At 63.5% G+C, this 15,449-nt stretch carries 12 protein-coding genes; 6 read left to right on the forward strand and 6 right to left on the reverse strand.

Annotated elements, in window-relative coordinates:
* Positions 1-15 precede the first annotated feature (15 nt).
* The 5 genes from F8A10_RS01685 (at position 16) to F8A10_RS01705 (ending at position 5,107) form a co-directional block, all read left to right on the forward strand.
* A complete protein-coding gene (locus F8A10_RS01685) occupies positions 16-894 on the forward strand; it encodes an N-acetylmuramic acid 6-phosphate etherase (protein ID WP_085501364.1) in 879 nt (292 codons plus the stop codon).
* A 48-nt stretch (positions 895-942) separates the two neighbouring features.
* Entirely contained in the window at positions 943-2,202 is a 1,260-nt protein-coding gene (locus F8A10_RS01690) for an ABC transporter substrate-binding protein (RefSeq protein WP_152366550.1), read from the forward strand.
* 120 nt (positions 2,203-2,322) lie between these two features.
* Positions 2,323-3,240 carry a carbohydrate ABC transporter permease gene (locus tag F8A10_RS01695; protein ID WP_010393266.1) on the forward strand — a complete coding sequence of 306 codons (918 nt, stop codon included), beginning with the start codon at positions 2,323-2,325 and terminating at the stop codon, positions 3,238-3,240.
* 9 nt (positions 3,241-3,249) lie between these two features.
* Positions 3,250-4,089 (forward strand): carbohydrate ABC transporter permease, encoded by an 840-nt coding sequence (locus F8A10_RS01700; protein ID WP_010393263.1) that lies wholly within the window; start codon positions 3,250-3,252, stop codon positions 4,087-4,089.
* A gap of 25 nt (positions 4,090-4,114) precedes the next feature.
* Positions 4,115-5,107: an ABC transporter ATP-binding protein gene (locus F8A10_RS01705; RefSeq protein WP_010393260.1), complete on the forward strand. Its 993-nt coding sequence runs from the start codon at positions 4,115-4,117 to the stop codon at positions 5,105-5,107.
* On the opposite strand, the gene F8A10_RS01710 is transcribed toward F8A10_RS01705, so the two are convergent.
* Positions 5,104-5,991, reverse strand: coding sequence for a cation diffusion facilitator family transporter (locus F8A10_RS01710; protein WP_152366551.1), 888 nt, complete (start codon positions 5,989-5,991; stop codon positions 5,104-5,106). The genes F8A10_RS01705 and F8A10_RS01710 overlap by 4 nt on opposite strands.
* A gap of 156 nt (positions 5,992-6,147) precedes the next feature.
* Between F8A10_RS01710 and F8A10_RS01715 the strand changes: the two genes are divergently transcribed.
* On the forward strand, positions 6,148-6,600 hold the full coding sequence (locus tag F8A10_RS01715) for a hypothetical protein (protein ID WP_152366552.1): 453 nt from the start codon (positions 6,148-6,150) through the stop codon (positions 6,598-6,600).
* Positions 6,601-6,653: 53 nt separating this feature from the next.
* Here the strand turns inward: F8A10_RS01715 and gltB are convergent, their stop codons facing one another.
* From gltB to F8A10_RS01740, 5 genes are all read right to left on the reverse strand, one after another.
* Entirely contained in the window at positions 6,654-11,189 is a 4,536-nt protein-coding gene (gene gltB, locus F8A10_RS01720) for a glutamate synthase large subunit (protein ID WP_085501361.1), read from the reverse strand.
* An 11-nt stretch (positions 11,190-11,200) separates the two neighbouring features.
* Positions 11,201-11,989: a hypothetical protein gene (locus tag F8A10_RS01725; RefSeq protein ID WP_010393252.1), complete on the reverse strand. Its 789-nt coding sequence runs from the start codon at positions 11,987-11,989 to the stop codon at positions 11,201-11,203.
* Positions 11,990-12,000: 11 nt separating this feature from the next.
* The gene (locus F8A10_RS01730) at positions 12,001-13,494 is read right to left on the reverse strand and encodes an NAD(P)-dependent oxidoreductase (protein ID WP_010393251.1); all 1,494 of its coding nucleotides are present in this window, start codon (positions 13,492-13,494) and stop codon (positions 12,001-12,003) included.
* Positions 13,495-13,644: 150 nt separating this feature from the next.
* Entirely contained in the window at positions 13,645-14,451 is an 807-nt protein-coding gene (locus F8A10_RS01735) for an undecaprenyl-diphosphate phosphatase (protein WP_029371466.1), read from the reverse strand.
* Positions 14,448-15,440 (reverse strand): complex I NDUFA9 subunit family protein, encoded by a 993-nt coding sequence (locus F8A10_RS01740; protein ID WP_152366553.1) that lies wholly within the window; start codon positions 15,438-15,440, stop codon positions 14,448-14,450. The genes F8A10_RS01735 and F8A10_RS01740 overlap by 4 nt, the downstream gene beginning before the upstream one ends.
* Positions 15,441-15,449 lie beyond the last annotated feature (9 nt).

A 15,449-nucleotide genomic window follows, 5' to 3' on the forward strand; every position in this document is an offset into this window, starting at 1 on the left:
AACAGGGGGAATCACATGACCGCATCTGGCACCGAGGCAAGGCATCCGGCATCCGCAGGGCTTCACGCCCGTACGGGCGACGAGGTGCTGCGCATCCTGCTTGACGCGCAGGTGGCGGCGCTTGGTGCGCTGCGGCCTGCGTTGCCGGCCATCGAACGCGCGGCCGACGCTGCTGCCGGGGCGCTGCGCCAGGGCGGCAAGCTTGGCTATGCCGGGGCGGGTTCCTCGGGGCTGATGGCACTGGCCGATTGTCTTGAGCTTGCCGGCACTTTCGGCATCGCGCCCGAACGGACGCCGATGATGTTTGCCGGGGGCGCCGGGGCGCTTTTGCATCTGACCGGCAGTGTCGAGGATGATCCGGAACTGGCGCTTGCCGATCTGGACCGTTCAGGGCTGGGCAGGGGGGACGTGCTGCTGTGCCTTTCGGCCTCGGGGCGCACACCCTATGCGCTGGCGATCTGCACGGCGGCACAGGAACGCGGCGTGACCGTCGTCGGCCTGACCAATGTGGCGGATTCGGCGCTGCTCAGGATCGCAGATATTCCGGTCCTGATCGAGACCGGGGCAGAGGTTGTCTCGGGCTCGACCCGGATGGGGGCGGCAACAGCGCAAAAGGTGGCGCTGAACATGCTGTCGGTCCTGGTGGCGATCCGGCTGGGCCATGTTCATGACGGCTATATGGTCAATGTGGTTGCCGACAACATCAAGCTGGTCGATCGCGCAGCCCGCATCGTCGCCGCAGTGGCGGGGGTCGGGCGCGACGTGGCCGAAGAGGCTTTGTCGCGGACGGGTGGCGTGGTCAAACCCGCGATTCTGGTCGCGCGCGGCGCAACGCCCGAAGAGGCTGAGGCGCAGCTGACCGAAAATGGGGGCCTGCTGGCCCCTCTGATCTGATTTCAACCAGAGGGTCCGTGAGAGACCCGATGCCGAAGGGAGAAGACCATGACCAAGACCATCCGCCTGGCGCTGCTGGCCAGCACGATGCTGGGCACCGCCGCCTGGGCCGAGGACGTGACGCTGACCGTCGAAAGCTGGCGCAACGATGACCTTGCCATCTGGAAGGACAAGATCATCCCGGCTTTCGAAGCGGCGAACCCCGGCATCAAGATCAATTTCGCCCCCTCGGCCCCGCCGGAATATAACGCGGTGCTGAACTCCAAACTGGATGCTGGTTCGGCGGGCGACCTGATCACCTGCCGGCCCTTCGACGCCTCGCTCGAGCTCTTTAAAAAGGGCAAGCTGGCGGATCTGACCGATCTGGCGGCGATGGCCAATTTCTCGGATGTGGCGAAATCTGCCTGGCAGACCGACGATGGCAAGCAGACCTTCTGTGTGCCCATGGCCTCGGTGATCCACGGCTTTATCTATAACAAGAACGCCTTTGCCGAGCTGGGGCTTGAGCCGCCGAAAACCGAGGCAGAGTTCTTTGCCCTGCTCGACAAGATCAAAGAGGACGGGACCTATATTCCGATGGCGATGGGCACCACCGACCAGTGGGAAGCCGCGACCATGGGCTATCAGAATATCGGCCCGAACTACTGGAAGGGCGAAGAAGGCCGCAAGGCGCTGCTTGCCGGGACGCAAAAGCTGACCGATGAGGCCTGGGTCGCCCCCTTCCGTCAACTTGCGAAATGGAAAGATTATCTGGGCGATGGTTTCGAGGCCCAGACCTATCCCGACAGCCAGAACCTGTTCACGCTGGGCCGTGCCGCGATCTATCCCGCCGGCTCGTGGGAGATCGGGGTCTTCGGCCCGCAGATCGGCGGTGCGTTCGAGATGGGCGCTTTCCCGCCTCCGGTCCCGGCCGAGGGGGACAAGTGCTATATCAGCGACCACACTGATATCGGTCTGGGCCTGAATGCTGCGACCAAGCATCCCGAAGAGGCCAGGAAATTCCTGGAATGGGTCGGCTCGCCGGAGTTCGCAGAGCTTTATGCCAACGCGCTGCCGGGCTTTTTCTCGCTGAACTCGACGCCGGTCGAGATGCAGGACCCGCTGGCCAAGGAATTCGTGTCCTGGCGTCAGAATTGCGAACCGACGATCCGCTCGACCTATCAGATCCTGTCGCGCGGCACGCCGAACCTGGAAAATGAGACCTGGACCGCCTCGGCCAATGTCATCACCGGTGCCGAGACGCCCGAGGCTGCTGCCGAGCGGCTGCAAAAGGGCCTCGCCTCGTGGTATGAACCGCAGCAGAAGTAACCGTCTGCCGGGTCCGGGGGACCGACGCGATAATCGGCCGGGCTGTCTGGCCCGGCACAAGGCGGGGGGGCGAAACCCCCTGCACCCCCAAGGGTAGTTTCAACCGAGAAGGAGGGCGTCATGGCGCAGCGGAAAGCGTTTCGCTGGCATATCATGGTGTTTCTTGCACCTGCGGTGCTGGTCTATACCGCGATCATGATCGTTCCGCTGTTCGGGACGCTGAACCTGTCGCTGTTCAACACGACAGAAGAGGGGCGCGTCTTTGTCGGCCTGAAGAACTTTGCGACGCTGTTTGGCGATCCGCGCTGGTCTGAACGCTTTTGGAACGCCCTTGGCAACAACGCCTGGTTCTTTCTTGTCCATATGCTGGTCCAGAACCCGGTCGGGGTGGCGCTGGCGGCGCTGCTGTCCTCACCCCGGTTGCGCGGGGCCGCCTTTTACCGCACCGCGATCTTTATTCCGACCATTCTGTCGTTCGTCATCGTCGGCTTTGTGTGGAAACTGATCCTGTCGCCGATCTGGGGCATCGCCCCCGGCATGCTGGATGCCGTCGGGCTGAAGGGGCTGTTTGCGCCCTGGCTTGGCCGCGAAGGCTCGGCGCTGACGACGCTGGCGCTGATCTCGGTCTGGCAGTTCGTCGGCATTCCCATGATGCTGATCTATGCGGCGCTGCTGTCGATCCCCGACGAGGTGATCGAGGCGGCCGAGATGGACGGCGTCACCGGCTGGTCGCAGTTCTGGAAAATCAAGCTGCCGCTGATCCTGCCCTCGATCGGTATCATTTCGATCCTGACCTTTGTCGGCAACTTCAACGCTTTTGACCTGATCTATGTGACGCAGGGCGCACTGGCGGGGCCGAATTTCTCGACCGATATCCTTGGAACCTTCCTTTATCGGACGTTCTTTGGCTTCCAGCTCCAAATCGGCGACCCGCATATGGGCGCGACAATCGCCACCGCCATGTTCGGGATCATCCTGCTGGGCGTCAGCCTGTATCTCTTCACCGTCCACCGTCGGCTGCGCCGCTATCAGTTCTGAGGGGAAAGCATGAGCCAGGCCCGCAACTCAACTGCCCGCAGCCTTGCCGCACATGCGGTGCTGATCCTCTATACGGCGATCGCGCTGTTCCCGGTCTTTGTCGTGGTCGTGAACAGTTTCAAGAACCGGCGCGCGATCTTTGCCGATCCGCTGGCGGTGCCGACAGCCGACACATTCGACCTGATCGGTTATCGTACGGTGCTGGCGCAGGGGGATTTCTTTCTCTACTTCCAGAACTCGCTGATCGTGACGGTGGCAAGCCTGTTCTTTGTCCTGCTGTTCGGCGCCATGGCAGCCTTTGCGCTGTCGGAATACCGTTTTCGCGGCAATACGCTGACGGGACTTTACCTTGCGCTTGGGATCATGATCCCGATCCGGCTGGGAACGGTCGCCATCCTGCAAATGATGGTGGCATCCGGGCTGGTCAATACGCTGACTGCCCTGGTGCTGGTCTATACCGCGCAAGGGCTGCCCCTAGCCGTATTCATCCTGTCCGAATTCATGCGCGGCGTTTCGGATGATCTCAAGAACGCCGGACGTATCGACGGTCTGTCGGAATACACGATCTTTTTCCGGCTGGTCCTGCCGCTGGTCCGGCCCGCCATGGCGACCGTCGCCGTCTTTACCATGATCCCGATCTGGAATGACCTGTGGTTCCCGCTGATCCTTGCCCCAAGCGAGGCGACCAAGACCATCACGCTGGGCAGCCAGGTCTTTATCGGCCAGTTCGTCACAAACTGGAATGCGGTGCTGGCGGCGCTAAGCCTCGCGATCCTGCCGGTGCTGGTGCTTTACCTCATCTTCTCGCGCCAGCTGATCCGCGGCATCACCGCCGGCGCCGTCAAATGATCCGTCCCGCAGTAAGGAGACCCTGATGGGAGCCCTGACCCTTAGCCAAGTTACCAAGTCCTTCGGCGCCACCCAGGTCATCAGGGGCGTGGACCTCAATGTCGAGAATGGCGAGTTCTGCGTCTTTGTCGGTCCCTCGGGCTGCGGCAAGTCCACGCTCTTGCGCATGATCGCGGGGCTTGAGGATGTGACCTCGGGCGATGTCACCATCCATGGCGCGCGCGTCAACGATCTGGCCCCGGCCAGGCGCGAAATCGCGATGGTGTTCCAAAGCTATGCGCTTTACCCGCATCTGACCGTGCGCGACAACATGGGGCTGGCGCTGAAACAGGCCGGTACCCCGCGGGTCCAGATCGAACAGGCGACCGAGAAAGCGGCCGAGATGCTGGACCTTTCGCATCTGCTTGAGCGCCGCCCGGCCGAGCTTTCTGGCGGTCAGCGCCAGCGCGTCGCCATCGGCCGCGCCATCGTGCGGCGGCCCAAGCTGTTTCTCTTTGACGAGCCGCTGTCGAACCTTGATGCGGCGCTGCGCGTGCAGACCCGGATCGAGATTGCGCGCCTGCATCGCGAACTGGGCGCGACGATGATCTATGTCACCCATGACCAGGTCGAGGCGATGACGCTGGCCGACAAGATCGTCGTTCTGCGCGGTGGCGTGGTCGAGCAGGTGGGCCGTCCGATGGATCTTTACAACGATCCCGACAACACCTTCGTCGCCGGGTTCATCGGCAGCCCGCAGATGAACTTTCTCAAGGCTGGCAAGCTGGGGCTGCGCTCGGACACGCTGGGCATCCGCCCCGAACATCTTGAGCCGGGCAGCGGCCAGATCAGCGGCCGCGTCAGCCATGTCGAGAAGCTGGGCGGCGAGACGCTGGTCTATGTCGCCACCGAAGATCATGGCTTGCTGACCGTGCGCCAGTTCGGCGAACAGGATTATGCCGTGGATGAAGAGGTGGGGCTAAGCTTTGATCCGAACCGTGCCTTCCACTTTGACGCAGAAGGCAAGCGCCTGCGCTAGATGACCACAACGCCCGAGTGCTTGGCCTTGTGTTCGGGTTCGACATGGATCGTGATAAGCGCACCGGGCAGTTTTTGCTTCAGCGCCTGTTCGATCCGGTCACAGATGTCATGGGCGGCATCGACAGTGGTGCCCCCTTCGACCACCAGATGAAAATCGATAAAGGTGCGCGGCCCGGCGTGGCGGGTGCGCAGGTCATGTGCCTCGATCGCGCCGGTGGCGGTGTCCGAGATGGTGGCGCGGATATCGGCCAAAGTATCCTCGGACACGGCTTCGTCCATCAGGCCCGACAGCGACGAAGCCATTACCTTCCAGCCCGACCACAGGATATTCAGCGCAACCAATGCGGCAAGCGCCGGGTCAAGTACCGCCCAGCCGGTTATAACGGCCAGCCCAACCCCGGCGATGACCCCGATTGATGAGATCACATCGGACAGAAGGTGGTGACCGTCGGCGACCAGTGCCGGGGATTTCAGCTTTCGGCCCCGGCTGATCAGCACCCAGCACCACAGCCCGTTCAGGATGCTGGCCGCGCCGTTCACCAGCAACCCTTCCAGCGGGGCGTCCAGCATGCGCGGGTTCTGAAAGCCGTGCCATGCCTCGCGCAGGATCAGCAATGCGGCGACGATGATCATCACCCCCTCCAGCACGGCGCTGAAGAACTCGGCCTTGTGGTGGCCATAGGGGTGGCCGCGGTCGGCGGGCTTGGCCGCGATCCGGATCGCGATCAGTGCCGCGACGGCAGTCGCCACGTTCACCGTGCTTTCCAGCGCGTCCGACAGCAGCGCGACCGAACCGGTCATCCACCAGGCCAGCGCCTTCAGCGCCAGCACCACGATGCCGGTCAGGATGCTGCCAAGGGCGATTTTTTCGGTCGCGGACATGGGCGCGCTTCCTTTTCCGATTCCGTCGCCCGGCGGCTTTTACCCCTGATTGCAGGTGAGGCCAACCGCAACCGGCCCGAAAGGGGATGTATGGCTGGCTTGCAGAACCGTCGCGGTCTTGCTGTAAAACCACCACGTTCAGATGAGGGACATCCCATGCAGATCAGCACAACGCCCGAAATGTGGGTGGTGCAGCGCGAGCGGCGGCTGCGCATCCCCGAGATCGCCAATGCCGCCGCCGAGCTTGCCCCCGAGATCGGGCAGCAGATCAAAGACGCCGGCCTTGAGGTTGCGGGGCCGTGGATATTCATTGCGCAGAACTTGCCCAAGGATGGCGAGACCGAATTTGACTGGCGCATCTGCCGTCCGGTCGCCGCATCGGGCAGCGCCGTTGCCGGGCTGCACCACCTGCCGCCCGTACCTGTCGCCTCTGCCCTGCACGAAGGGCCGCTGGCGGCGCTGTTTTCTGACGGCTATGCGCCGCTTTTGGCCAAGATCTCTGCTGCGGGGCGCGCGCTTACCGGCGAAAGCCGCGAGATCTATCACGACTGGACCGGACCCGGGGCCGAGCGGCAAAAGATCGAGATCCAGTTCGGTCTGACACAGTAGCCCCACGTTACGGGGGATGTGAAACGGGGGCCCCGCAGGCCCCCGTATTCGTTTCATTCCGCCGGGATCGCTGACAGATCCTCGACCGGGGCAATGGGATGCTTCAGATGGGGCAGCATCTCTTTGGGGCAGACCTGCAGGAAATTCCGCCGCTCTTCTTCCCAGTTTTGCAGGATCTCGTCGGCACGGCGCGAGCCCGTCTCTTTCACGTGCATCTCGATCAGGCCCTTGAGCTCGGCTTCCCAATGGGGCTGGGTAACCGGGCAGAGCACCAGCGTTTCGGGGTTGATGTAGTCGCGTGCGATGCCCTCGGGGTCATAGAGATAGGCCATGCCCCCGGTCATGCCGGCGCCAAAGTTCGCGCCGATGCGGCCAAGAATCACTGCAACGCCCCCGGTCATGTATTCGCAACCGTTCGAGCCGCAGCCCTCGATCACCACCGTGGCGCCCGAGTTGCGGACGCCAAAGCGTTCGCCCGCCCGGCCAGCCGCGAAAAGATAGCCGGCGGTCGCGCCATAAAGCACGGTGTTGCCGATGATCGTGTTTTCATGGGCGACCAGCGGGCTGCCCATGGGCGGACGTACGACGATGATGCCGCCCGAGAGCCCCTTGCCGACGTAGTCGTTGGCATCGCCCGAGACCTCGATCTTCAGCCCCGGCGCGGCAAAGGCGCCCAGGGACTGGCCCGCGCTGCCGGTCAGCCGGACCGTCAGGTGGTCGGGCTGCAGCTTGTTGCGCATACCAAAGGTCTGCACGATCATCGACGAGGTCCGGGTCCCGACCGTCCGCTGGGTGTTCCGGATCGCATAGCTCAGCTGCATCTTCTCACCATCCGAGAAGAAGCGGCCAGCATCGCGGATGATCTCGGCATCCAGCGTGTCGGGCACGGCGTTGCGCGGCTTGGAGCGGTCATAGACGATCTTTTCCGAGCCATCGACGGTGATCAGCAGCGGGTTAAGGTCAAGGTCGTCCAGCGATTTGTCACCCCGGCTGACCTGGGTCAGCAGATCGGCGCGGCCGATGACCTCGTCCAGTGAGCGGGCACCGATGCTGGCGAGGATCTCGCGCACCTCGGTGGCGTAGAAGGTGATCAGGTTCACCACCTTGTCGGCCGAGCCGTTGAACATGGCCCGCAGCTTTTCGTCCTGCGTGCAGACGCCCACCGGACAGGTGTTCGACTGACACTGACGGACCATGATGCAGCCCATGGCGATCAGGGCGGCGGTGCCGATCCCGTATTCCTCGGCCCCCATCATCGCTGCCATGACGATGTCGCGCCCGGTACGCAGGCCACCGTCGGTGCGCAGCGTCACCCGGTCGCGCAGGCGGTTCATCGCCAGCACCTGATGCGCCTCGGTCAGACCCATCTCCCACGGCAGGCCCGCGAATTTGATCGAGGTCGCGGGGCTGGCGCCCGTGCCGCCGTTATGGCCCGAAATCAGGATGATATCGGCCTTGGCCTTGGCAACGCCCGCCGCGATGGTGCCGACACCGGACGAGGCGACCAGCTTTACCGTGATCTTGGCACGTGGGTTGATCTGCTTGAGGTCATAGATCAGCTGCGCCAGATCCTCGATCGAGTAGATGTCGTGATGCGGCGGTGGGCTGATCAGCGTCACGCCTTTGGTCGAGTGGCGCAGCCGGGCGATCAGCTCGGTCACCTTCATGCCGGGCAGCTGGCCGCCTTCGCCGGGCTTGGCGCCCTGTGCGACCTTGATCTCAAGCTCTTCACAGGCGTTCAGGTATTCGGCGGTGACGCCGAAACGGCCCGAGGCGACCTGCTTGATCTTGGCACAGGGGTTGTCGCCGTTCGGCAGCGGATGGCTGTGGGCCGGATCCTCGCCGCCCTCGCCCGAGTCGGACTTGGCGCCGATGCGGTTCATGGCGATGTTCAGGGTCATATGCGCCTCGGGCGACAGGGCGCCCAAAGACATGCCCGGGGTCACAAAGCGCTTGCGGATCGAGGTGATCGATTCAACCTCTTCGATCGGCACCGGCTTACCCAGCGGTTTGATATCCAGAAGGTCACGGATATGGATCGGCGGGTTCGCCCGCATGGTGGCGGTGAACTGCTTCCAGATATCATAGGACGCTTTCTCGCAGGCAAGCTGCAACAGCCGCATGGTGTTGGCTTCCCAAGCGTGCTTTTCGCCCGAACGACGCGCCTTGTAAAAGCCGCCCACCGGCAGCAGATCGACAAGCGGCGCGCCAAAGCCCTTGGCATGAGCCTCTTCCAGCTTGGCCTGAAGCCCGTGCAGACCGATCCCCGAGATGCGCGACTGCATGCCGGGGAAATATTCCGCGACCATCGCACGGCTCAGCCCCACGGCCTCAAAGTTCAGGCCGCCGCGATAAGAGCTGAGGACCGAAATCCCCATCTTGGCCATGATCTTCAGCAGGCCGGCGTTGATCGCCTCGCGGTAGCGGGTCATGACGTCGATCAGGTTGCCTTCCAGCAGGCCGCGCCCGATCCGGTCAGCCAGCGTGTCCTGGGCCAGATAGGGGTTCACTGTGGTCGCGCCGCAGCCGATCAGCACCGCAAAGTCATGCGGGTCCACGCATTCCGAGGACCGGACGTTCAGCGAACAGAAGGTCCGCAGCCCCTTGCTGGTCAGCCAGCTATGCACGGCGCTGGTCGCAAGGATCGTCGGTACGCCGACGCGGCTGGCCGAGATACCTTCGTCGGTCAGGATGATGTGACCGTGACCCGAGCGGACGGCATCCTCGGCCTCGGCGCGGATGCGGGCCAGCGCATCGGCCAGCGCGTCCTGCCCGCCATTGACCGGGAAGGTACAGTCGATCTGCGTTGCCTGATCCTGGAACATGCGGGTCAGCTCTTCGAACTCGCCATTGGCGAGGAAGGGGCTTTCCAGCATGGTGATCTCGGCATGGGTCGAGCTTTCCTCAAGCACGTTCTTGAGGTTGCCGAACCGCGTGCGCAGGCTCATCACCCGGCTTTCCCGCAGCGAGTCGATCGGCGGGTTGGTCACCTGGCTGAAGTTCTGGCGGAAATAGTGCGACAGCGGCCGGAACTGGCGCGACAGCACCGCAGGTGGCGTGTCGTCACCCATCGAGGCAAGCGCCTCTTTGGCGTCCTCGGCCATCGGCACCAGCACCTGTTCGATCAGCTCGATGTTGTAGCCAACGGCGATCTGGCGACGGCGCAGGTCTTCATCTTCGTGCAGGGCGGTTTCGGGCAGTGTCGCCATCAGCTCGGACGGCTGGACGACTTTTTCCACCCAGTCGCCAAAGGGCTGGCTGGCGGCCAGATGGTCCTTGATCTCGCGGTCGTGGTAAAGCTTGCCCTCGGCCATATCGACGGCGATCATCTGACCCGGACCAAGCGCGCCCTTTTCGCGCACAGTGGTTTCATTGACCGGGACCATGCCAGCCTCTGACCCCGCGATCAGCAGGTTATCGGCGGTCACGACATAGCGCAGCGGCCGCAGCCCGTTACGGTCCAGACCGCCGCAGACCCAGCGCCCGTCGGTCATGGCCAGCGCCGCGGGACCGTCCCATGGCTCCATGATCGAGTTGCAATAGGCGTACATATCCGCCCATGCCTTGGGCATGTCGGTCGTCGCTTTGGACCAGGCCTCGGGGACAAGGATGGTCTTGGTCATCGGCGCATTGCGGCCCGAACGGACCAGCACCTCGAACACCGCATCAAGCGCCGCCGAGTCCGAAGAGCCGCCGGGGATGATCGGCTTGATATCCTCGGCCATGTCGCCAAAGGTGCGGCTGGCCATGCGGATTTCATGGCTGCGCATCCAGTTGACGTTGCCTTTCAGCGTGTTGATTTCGCCGTTATGGGCCAACATGCGGAAGGGCTGGGCCAGCCACCATTGCGGGAAGGTGTTGGTCGAATACCGCTGGTGATAGATCGCAAAGGCGCTTTCGAACCGCTCATCCTTGAGGTCGGGATAGAACTCGGCCACCTGCTCGGCCAGCATCATGCCTTTGTAGATGATGCTGCGGCACGACAGCGTGCAGATATACATGCCCGCGATCTGAGCCGCCACCGCCGCTTTCTCGATCCGGCGGCGGATGATGTACAGTTCGCGCTCGAACTGCTCGTCGTCGATGTCCTTTTCGCAGCGGATCAGGATCTGTTCGATCTCGGGGCGGGTGGCGTTGGCCTTTTCCCCCAGAACCGAGGTGTTCACCGGCACATGCCGCCAGCCATAGATGTAATGGCCCATGCGCAGCACTTCGGATTCCACGATGGTCCGGCAGCGTTCTTGTGCGGCGAAATCGGTGCGTGGCAGAAAGACCTGGCCGACGGCGATCAGCTTGTCATTGTCGGGCTCATGCCCCGTGCGGCGCACCTGATCGTAAAAGAAGGGCACCGGGATCTGCACATGGATGCCCGCGCCATCGCCGGTCTTGCCATCCGCGTCCACCGCGCCGCGATGCCAGATTGCCTTCAGCGCATTGATGCCGCTTTCGACGACCTTGCGGCTGGCCTTGCCGTCGATGCTGACCACCAGCCCGACGCCGCAGGACGAATGTTCATCCTCGGCACGGTAGAGGGAGTGTTCCGCCATCCAGTCGCGGCGGGCCTGTTCCTGCTGTTCCCAGCTCGTCATGTCACAGTCCTTCACGTCCGTGCCTCCTTCAAAAGCTGCCTCAGGATGTCGGCCCCCTCGCCGCCCACCATCTGCAGGTCGCAATCATATTCCGGTGTGGTCGAACCAAAGCCGGGGTGTCCCGGGAACGCGAAGGTTACCGGACTGTCGTTGGTCTGCTGCACTGCGCCGGTCCAGTCCTCCGAGGTCTCAACGCCCCCGTAGAACCGCCCTTGCGTGCGGCTGATGAATTGCTGGCCACGGCGCCGGATCAGCACCTGCCCGGATTCGCTGTAGGTGGTCAGCTCGAACCGGGTGACATCCAGCGCCATGCCGTCGATCTGCACCTTTTCGCCCGTCAGTTCGTCCTGACCGACGTGGTGCAGCCGCTCGCCGCTGTTTGAGCGGGTCCAGAAGTCGAAATCGTCCTGGCCGCTGCGCAAAAGCGTGCTGAACGAGGCATGATCCTCGGCCTCGTCCTCAAGCACATCGGTCAGGCCGGTACGCAGGTCGGTGCTTTCCATCCAGCGCGTCTCGCGGTCGATGCGCGACTGAAAGGTCGCCCCTTCCTGGGTGAAATAGGTCACGCGCTGGTCGCCTGGCGCGTCCGAGTCGCAACGATAATGCTGCGAGACGGTACAGCCGCGGTTTTGCACCGTGACCTCAAGCTTGCAGCCCGAAGGCGGGGTGAAATTCGCCGCCGCCGCCGGTCCTGCGGGCAGCAACAGCCAGATCGCCATACCTGCCGCCAGCGCCATGGCGCCGGCCGGCCGGATGGGGCAGGAGTGCTGCGCCTGTGTCCTGAAGGAATATATCCGCATGGTCCGCCCCCTTATTCCGCAGCGACCCGGGCAGCGCCCGAGAGATAGCTGACGATGCTGTCGGCGGCCTCGCGCCCGTCGCGGATTGCCCAGACGACCAGTGAGGCGCCGCGTACGATATCGCCCACGGCAAAGACGCCGGGCAAGCTGGTCTGATGGGTCTGGTAATCGGCCTTGATCGTGCCCCAGCGCGTCACCTCAAGCCCGTCCACGCCCCAAAGACGCGGCAGCTCCTCGGGCTCAAAGCCCAGGGCCTTGATGACCAGTTCGGCGGGTTCGTCGTAATCGGCACCCTCGATCAGTTCGGGACTTTGCCGGCCCGAGACATCGGGCGCGCCCAGCCGCATCCGCTGCACGCGAACGGCGCTGATGGTCGGAACCTCGCCCGTGTCGTCAACATCGCGTTCCTGCGCAACCATCGCCTCGCCCGTGACATGGCCGGAGAAGGCGCCGGGGGCCGAAAGCCAGACGAATTCGACGCCTTCCTCTTCGGCGTTCTGCACTTCGCGCTGGCTGCCGGGCATATTGGCCCGGTCGCGGCGATAGAGGCATTTCACCGATTGCGCGCCCTGACGGATGGCGGTGCGCACGCAATCCATGGCGGTGTCGCCGCCGCCGATAACGATGACGCGCTTGCCCTTGGCGTTCAGCTCTCCGTCCTCGTAATCGGGGATCTCGTCACCCAGATCGACCCGGTTCGAGGCGGTCAGATAGTCCAGCGCCCGCACCACGCCCCGCGCGGCGGCATTGTCGATGTCCAGATCGCGGGTCTTGTAAACGCCGGTCGCGATCAGCACCGCGTCATGTTTGCCGCGGATCGCGTCAAAGCTGATATCGGTGCCCACATCGACGTTCAGAACGAATTCGACCCCGCCTTCGGCCAGTTGCCGGGTGCGACGCTCGACCACGTGCTTTTCCAGCTTAAAGCCGGGGATGCCATAGATCAGCAGCCCGCCGGCGCGGTCGTGGCGGTCATAGACCGTGACCTGAAAGCCCATGCGGCGCAGGCGGTCCGCTGCGGCAAGGCCACCCGGGCCGGCGCCAATGATGCCGATCGACTCCGAACGCTCCTGAGCCGGGGTGATCGGTGCGACCCAGCCCTCTTCCCATGCGGTGTCGGTGATGTATTTCTCGATCGCGCCGATGGTGACGGTGCCATGGCCCGATTGTTCGATGACGCAATTGCCTTCGCACAGCCGGTCCTGCGGGCAGATGCGGCCGCAGATTTCGGGGAAGGTGTTCGTCTCCTGGCTGCGCAGGTACGCTTCCCGGGTGCGCCCCTCGGCGGTCAGGCGCAGCCAGTCCGGGATGTTGTTGTGCAGCGGGCAGTGGCTTTGGCAATAAGGCACGCCGCATTGGCTGCACCGGCTGGACTGCTCCTTGGCCTTGGCATCGGCGAATTCGCGATAGATTTCGTGGAAATCTCCCGAGCGGGATGCCGCGTCACGTTTTTCGGGCATCTCGCGCCCAATGGTGACGAATTTAAGCATCTTCTGCGTGGCCATGGCTGCGCGTCCTTGGATGGCGAGGGAATTCCCCGCCTGATACGGCAGCCTGCAGTCAAATAAAAGTCAGCAATACTGACTCATTTAACGATTTTCCGGTCTGAGCGCGATTTTTTATCGCTGAGCGGCAGGAAAATAGGTCAACATTGCTTACCATCCAGCCTGTAAAGCCAGTAAAACCACGACTCCGACCACGATTCGCCACCAGGCAAAGAAGCCATAGCCATGGGCCGAGACATAATTCAGCAGCCCGCGGACCACGACGATGGCGGCCAGAAAGGCGCAAACAAAGCCGATGACGATGTTTCCGGTCGCAGCGGCGTCCAGAACATCGCGGTTTTTGTAGAGGTCAAAGACAAAGGCGCCCAGCATCGTCGGCATGGACAGGAAAAAGCTGAACTCGGCCGCAGAGCGTTTGTCCGCCCCCAGGAGCAGCGCCCCGACGATGGTCGCGCCCGAACGTGAGACGCCGGGGATCATCGCCAGGCACTGGATAAAGCCGATCTTTAGCGCCATTGGCAGCGGAAAATCTTCGGCTGCGAAATAGCGCGGGCGCGAGGCCAGCCGGTCCACGAACAACAGCACCACGCCCCCGACGATCAGCATCGTGGCGATAAGGGCTGGGGTCTCGAACAGGATCTCCTTGATGATCTTGTGGGTCAGGACCCCGATCACCGCGGCGGGCAGGAACGCCAGCAGCACCGCAAGGATAAAGCGGCGTGCCTGCGGGTCATGCGGGGCGGCAGAGAAAATCCGCCACAACCGCCCGGCATAGACGCCAAGGATGGCAAGAATCGCGCCCAGCTGGATCAGCACTTCGAATGCGCGGCCGGGCGAATCAAAGCCCAGAAAATGCCCGGCAAGCAGGACATGACCAGTCGAGGACACGGGAATGAACTCGGTCAGCCCTTCCAGCAGACCGAGTGCGGCAGCGACAAGAGTGTTATGATCCATCAGCTGTTGCGCAGGTTTTTCGCCGAGGCCGTGATCGCCTCATATTGGCCGGTCGGGCGGAAGCGCCAAAGATAGCCCTCGATGATCGGGGGCGCGGCGGTCGGTTCGATGCCCAGATCGGCAAAAGTCCTGACCTTGCCCGAGACACGGTTCGGCTGACGCAGCTGCCGCGCCTGATCGCGGGTCAGCACCCGGTTTGTCAGCAACCCGCCGCTGACGACCTGCACGGTGTCCAGCGCAAAGCCCATCAGTCCGGCCAGCCAATGCGGCACGCCGATGATTGCGCGGCGGCGTGCAGTGGCGGTCAGCACCTGCCGGGCGACATCTCGCATGGTCAGAACATCGGGGCCGCCAAGTTCATAGATGCCCGATCCGGCCTCGCCCGAGGCGGCCATGACGGCGGCGCGGGCCACGTCCAGAACATGGACCGGCTGTACCTCGGTCCCCGCGCCCGGCACGAACAGAAACGGCCCCAGACGGGTCAGCGAGGCAATGCGGTTATAAAAGCGGTCATCGGTCCCAAAGATGATCGAGGGGCGCAGGATCACCGCATCGGGGCGATGGGTCAGCACCTTGGCTTCACCCCGGCCTTTCGAGGCTGCGTAATTGCTGGCGGCGTCGGGATCGGCGCCCAGGGCCGAGACATGGACGAAATGTTTCACCCCGGTCTCGGCAGCGATGCGGGCGACACGGCCCGCCGCCTCTTCGTGAATGGCGTCGAACGTGTTCTTGCCCTCGCGGACCATAATGCCGACGCAGTTGATCACCGCATCCGCATCCGCCATGCAGGCGGCGACGGACATGTCGTCGCGGACGTTGCAGGGTACGGGTTCGACCTGACCGGGGGCACCATAGGTGCGGACGACTCCGGCTTCATAGGGGCGGCGGACGGCGACACGGATGCGCCAGCCCTCGGCGGCCATGATCCGGGCGATCTGCCGGCCCAGGAATCCAGAGCCGCCATAGATGGTGACAAGCTTGGCTGTGGACATGCGTCGCTC

This window comes from Paracoccus kondratievae (genome assembly GCF_009301415.1).
GTDB lineage: Bacteria > Pseudomonadota > Alphaproteobacteria > Rhodobacterales > Rhodobacteraceae > Paracoccus > Paracoccus kondratievae.

What these genes read in the sequence shown, in the direction of transcription:
- F8A10_RS01730 (WP_010393251.1), bottom strand. Translation starts at nt 13,494, where the DNA reads ATGGCCACGCAGAAGATGCTTAAATTCGTCACCATTGGGCGCGAGATG.
- F8A10_RS01715 (WP_152366552.1), top strand. Translation starts at nt 6,148, where the DNA reads ATGCAGATCAGCACAACGCCCGAAATGTGGGTGGTGCAGCGCGAGCGG.
- F8A10_RS01740 (WP_152366553.1), bottom strand. Translation starts at nt 15,440, where the DNA reads ATGTCCACAGCCAAGCTTGTCACCATCTATGGCGGCTCTGGATTCCTG.
- gltB (WP_085501361.1), bottom strand. Translation starts at nt 11,189, where the DNA reads ATGACGAGCTGGGAACAGCAGGAACAGGCCCGCCGCGACTGGATGGCG.
- F8A10_RS01685 (WP_085501364.1), top strand. Translation starts at nt 16, where the DNA reads ATGACCGCATCTGGCACCGAGGCAAGGCATCCGGCATCCGCAGGGCTT.
- F8A10_RS01690 (WP_152366550.1), top strand. Translation starts at nt 943, where the DNA reads ATGACCAAGACCATCCGCCTGGCGCTGCTGGCCAGCACGATGCTGGGC.
- F8A10_RS01725 (WP_010393252.1), bottom strand. Translation starts at nt 11,989, where the DNA reads ATGCGGATATATTCCTTCAGGACACAGGCGCAGCACTCCTGCCCCATC.
- F8A10_RS01710 (WP_152366551.1), bottom strand. Translation starts at nt 5,991, where the DNA reads ATGTCCGCGACCGAAAAAATCGCCCTTGGCAGCATCCTGACCGGCATC.
- F8A10_RS01705 (WP_010393260.1), top strand. Translation starts at nt 4,115, where the DNA reads ATGGGAGCCCTGACCCTTAGCCAAGTTACCAAGTCCTTCGGCGCCACC.
- F8A10_RS01700 (WP_010393263.1), top strand. Translation starts at nt 3,250, where the DNA reads ATGAGCCAGGCCCGCAACTCAACTGCCCGCAGCCTTGCCGCACATGCG.
- F8A10_RS01695 (WP_010393266.1), top strand. Translation starts at nt 2,323, where the DNA reads ATGGCGCAGCGGAAAGCGTTTCGCTGGCATATCATGGTGTTTCTTGCA.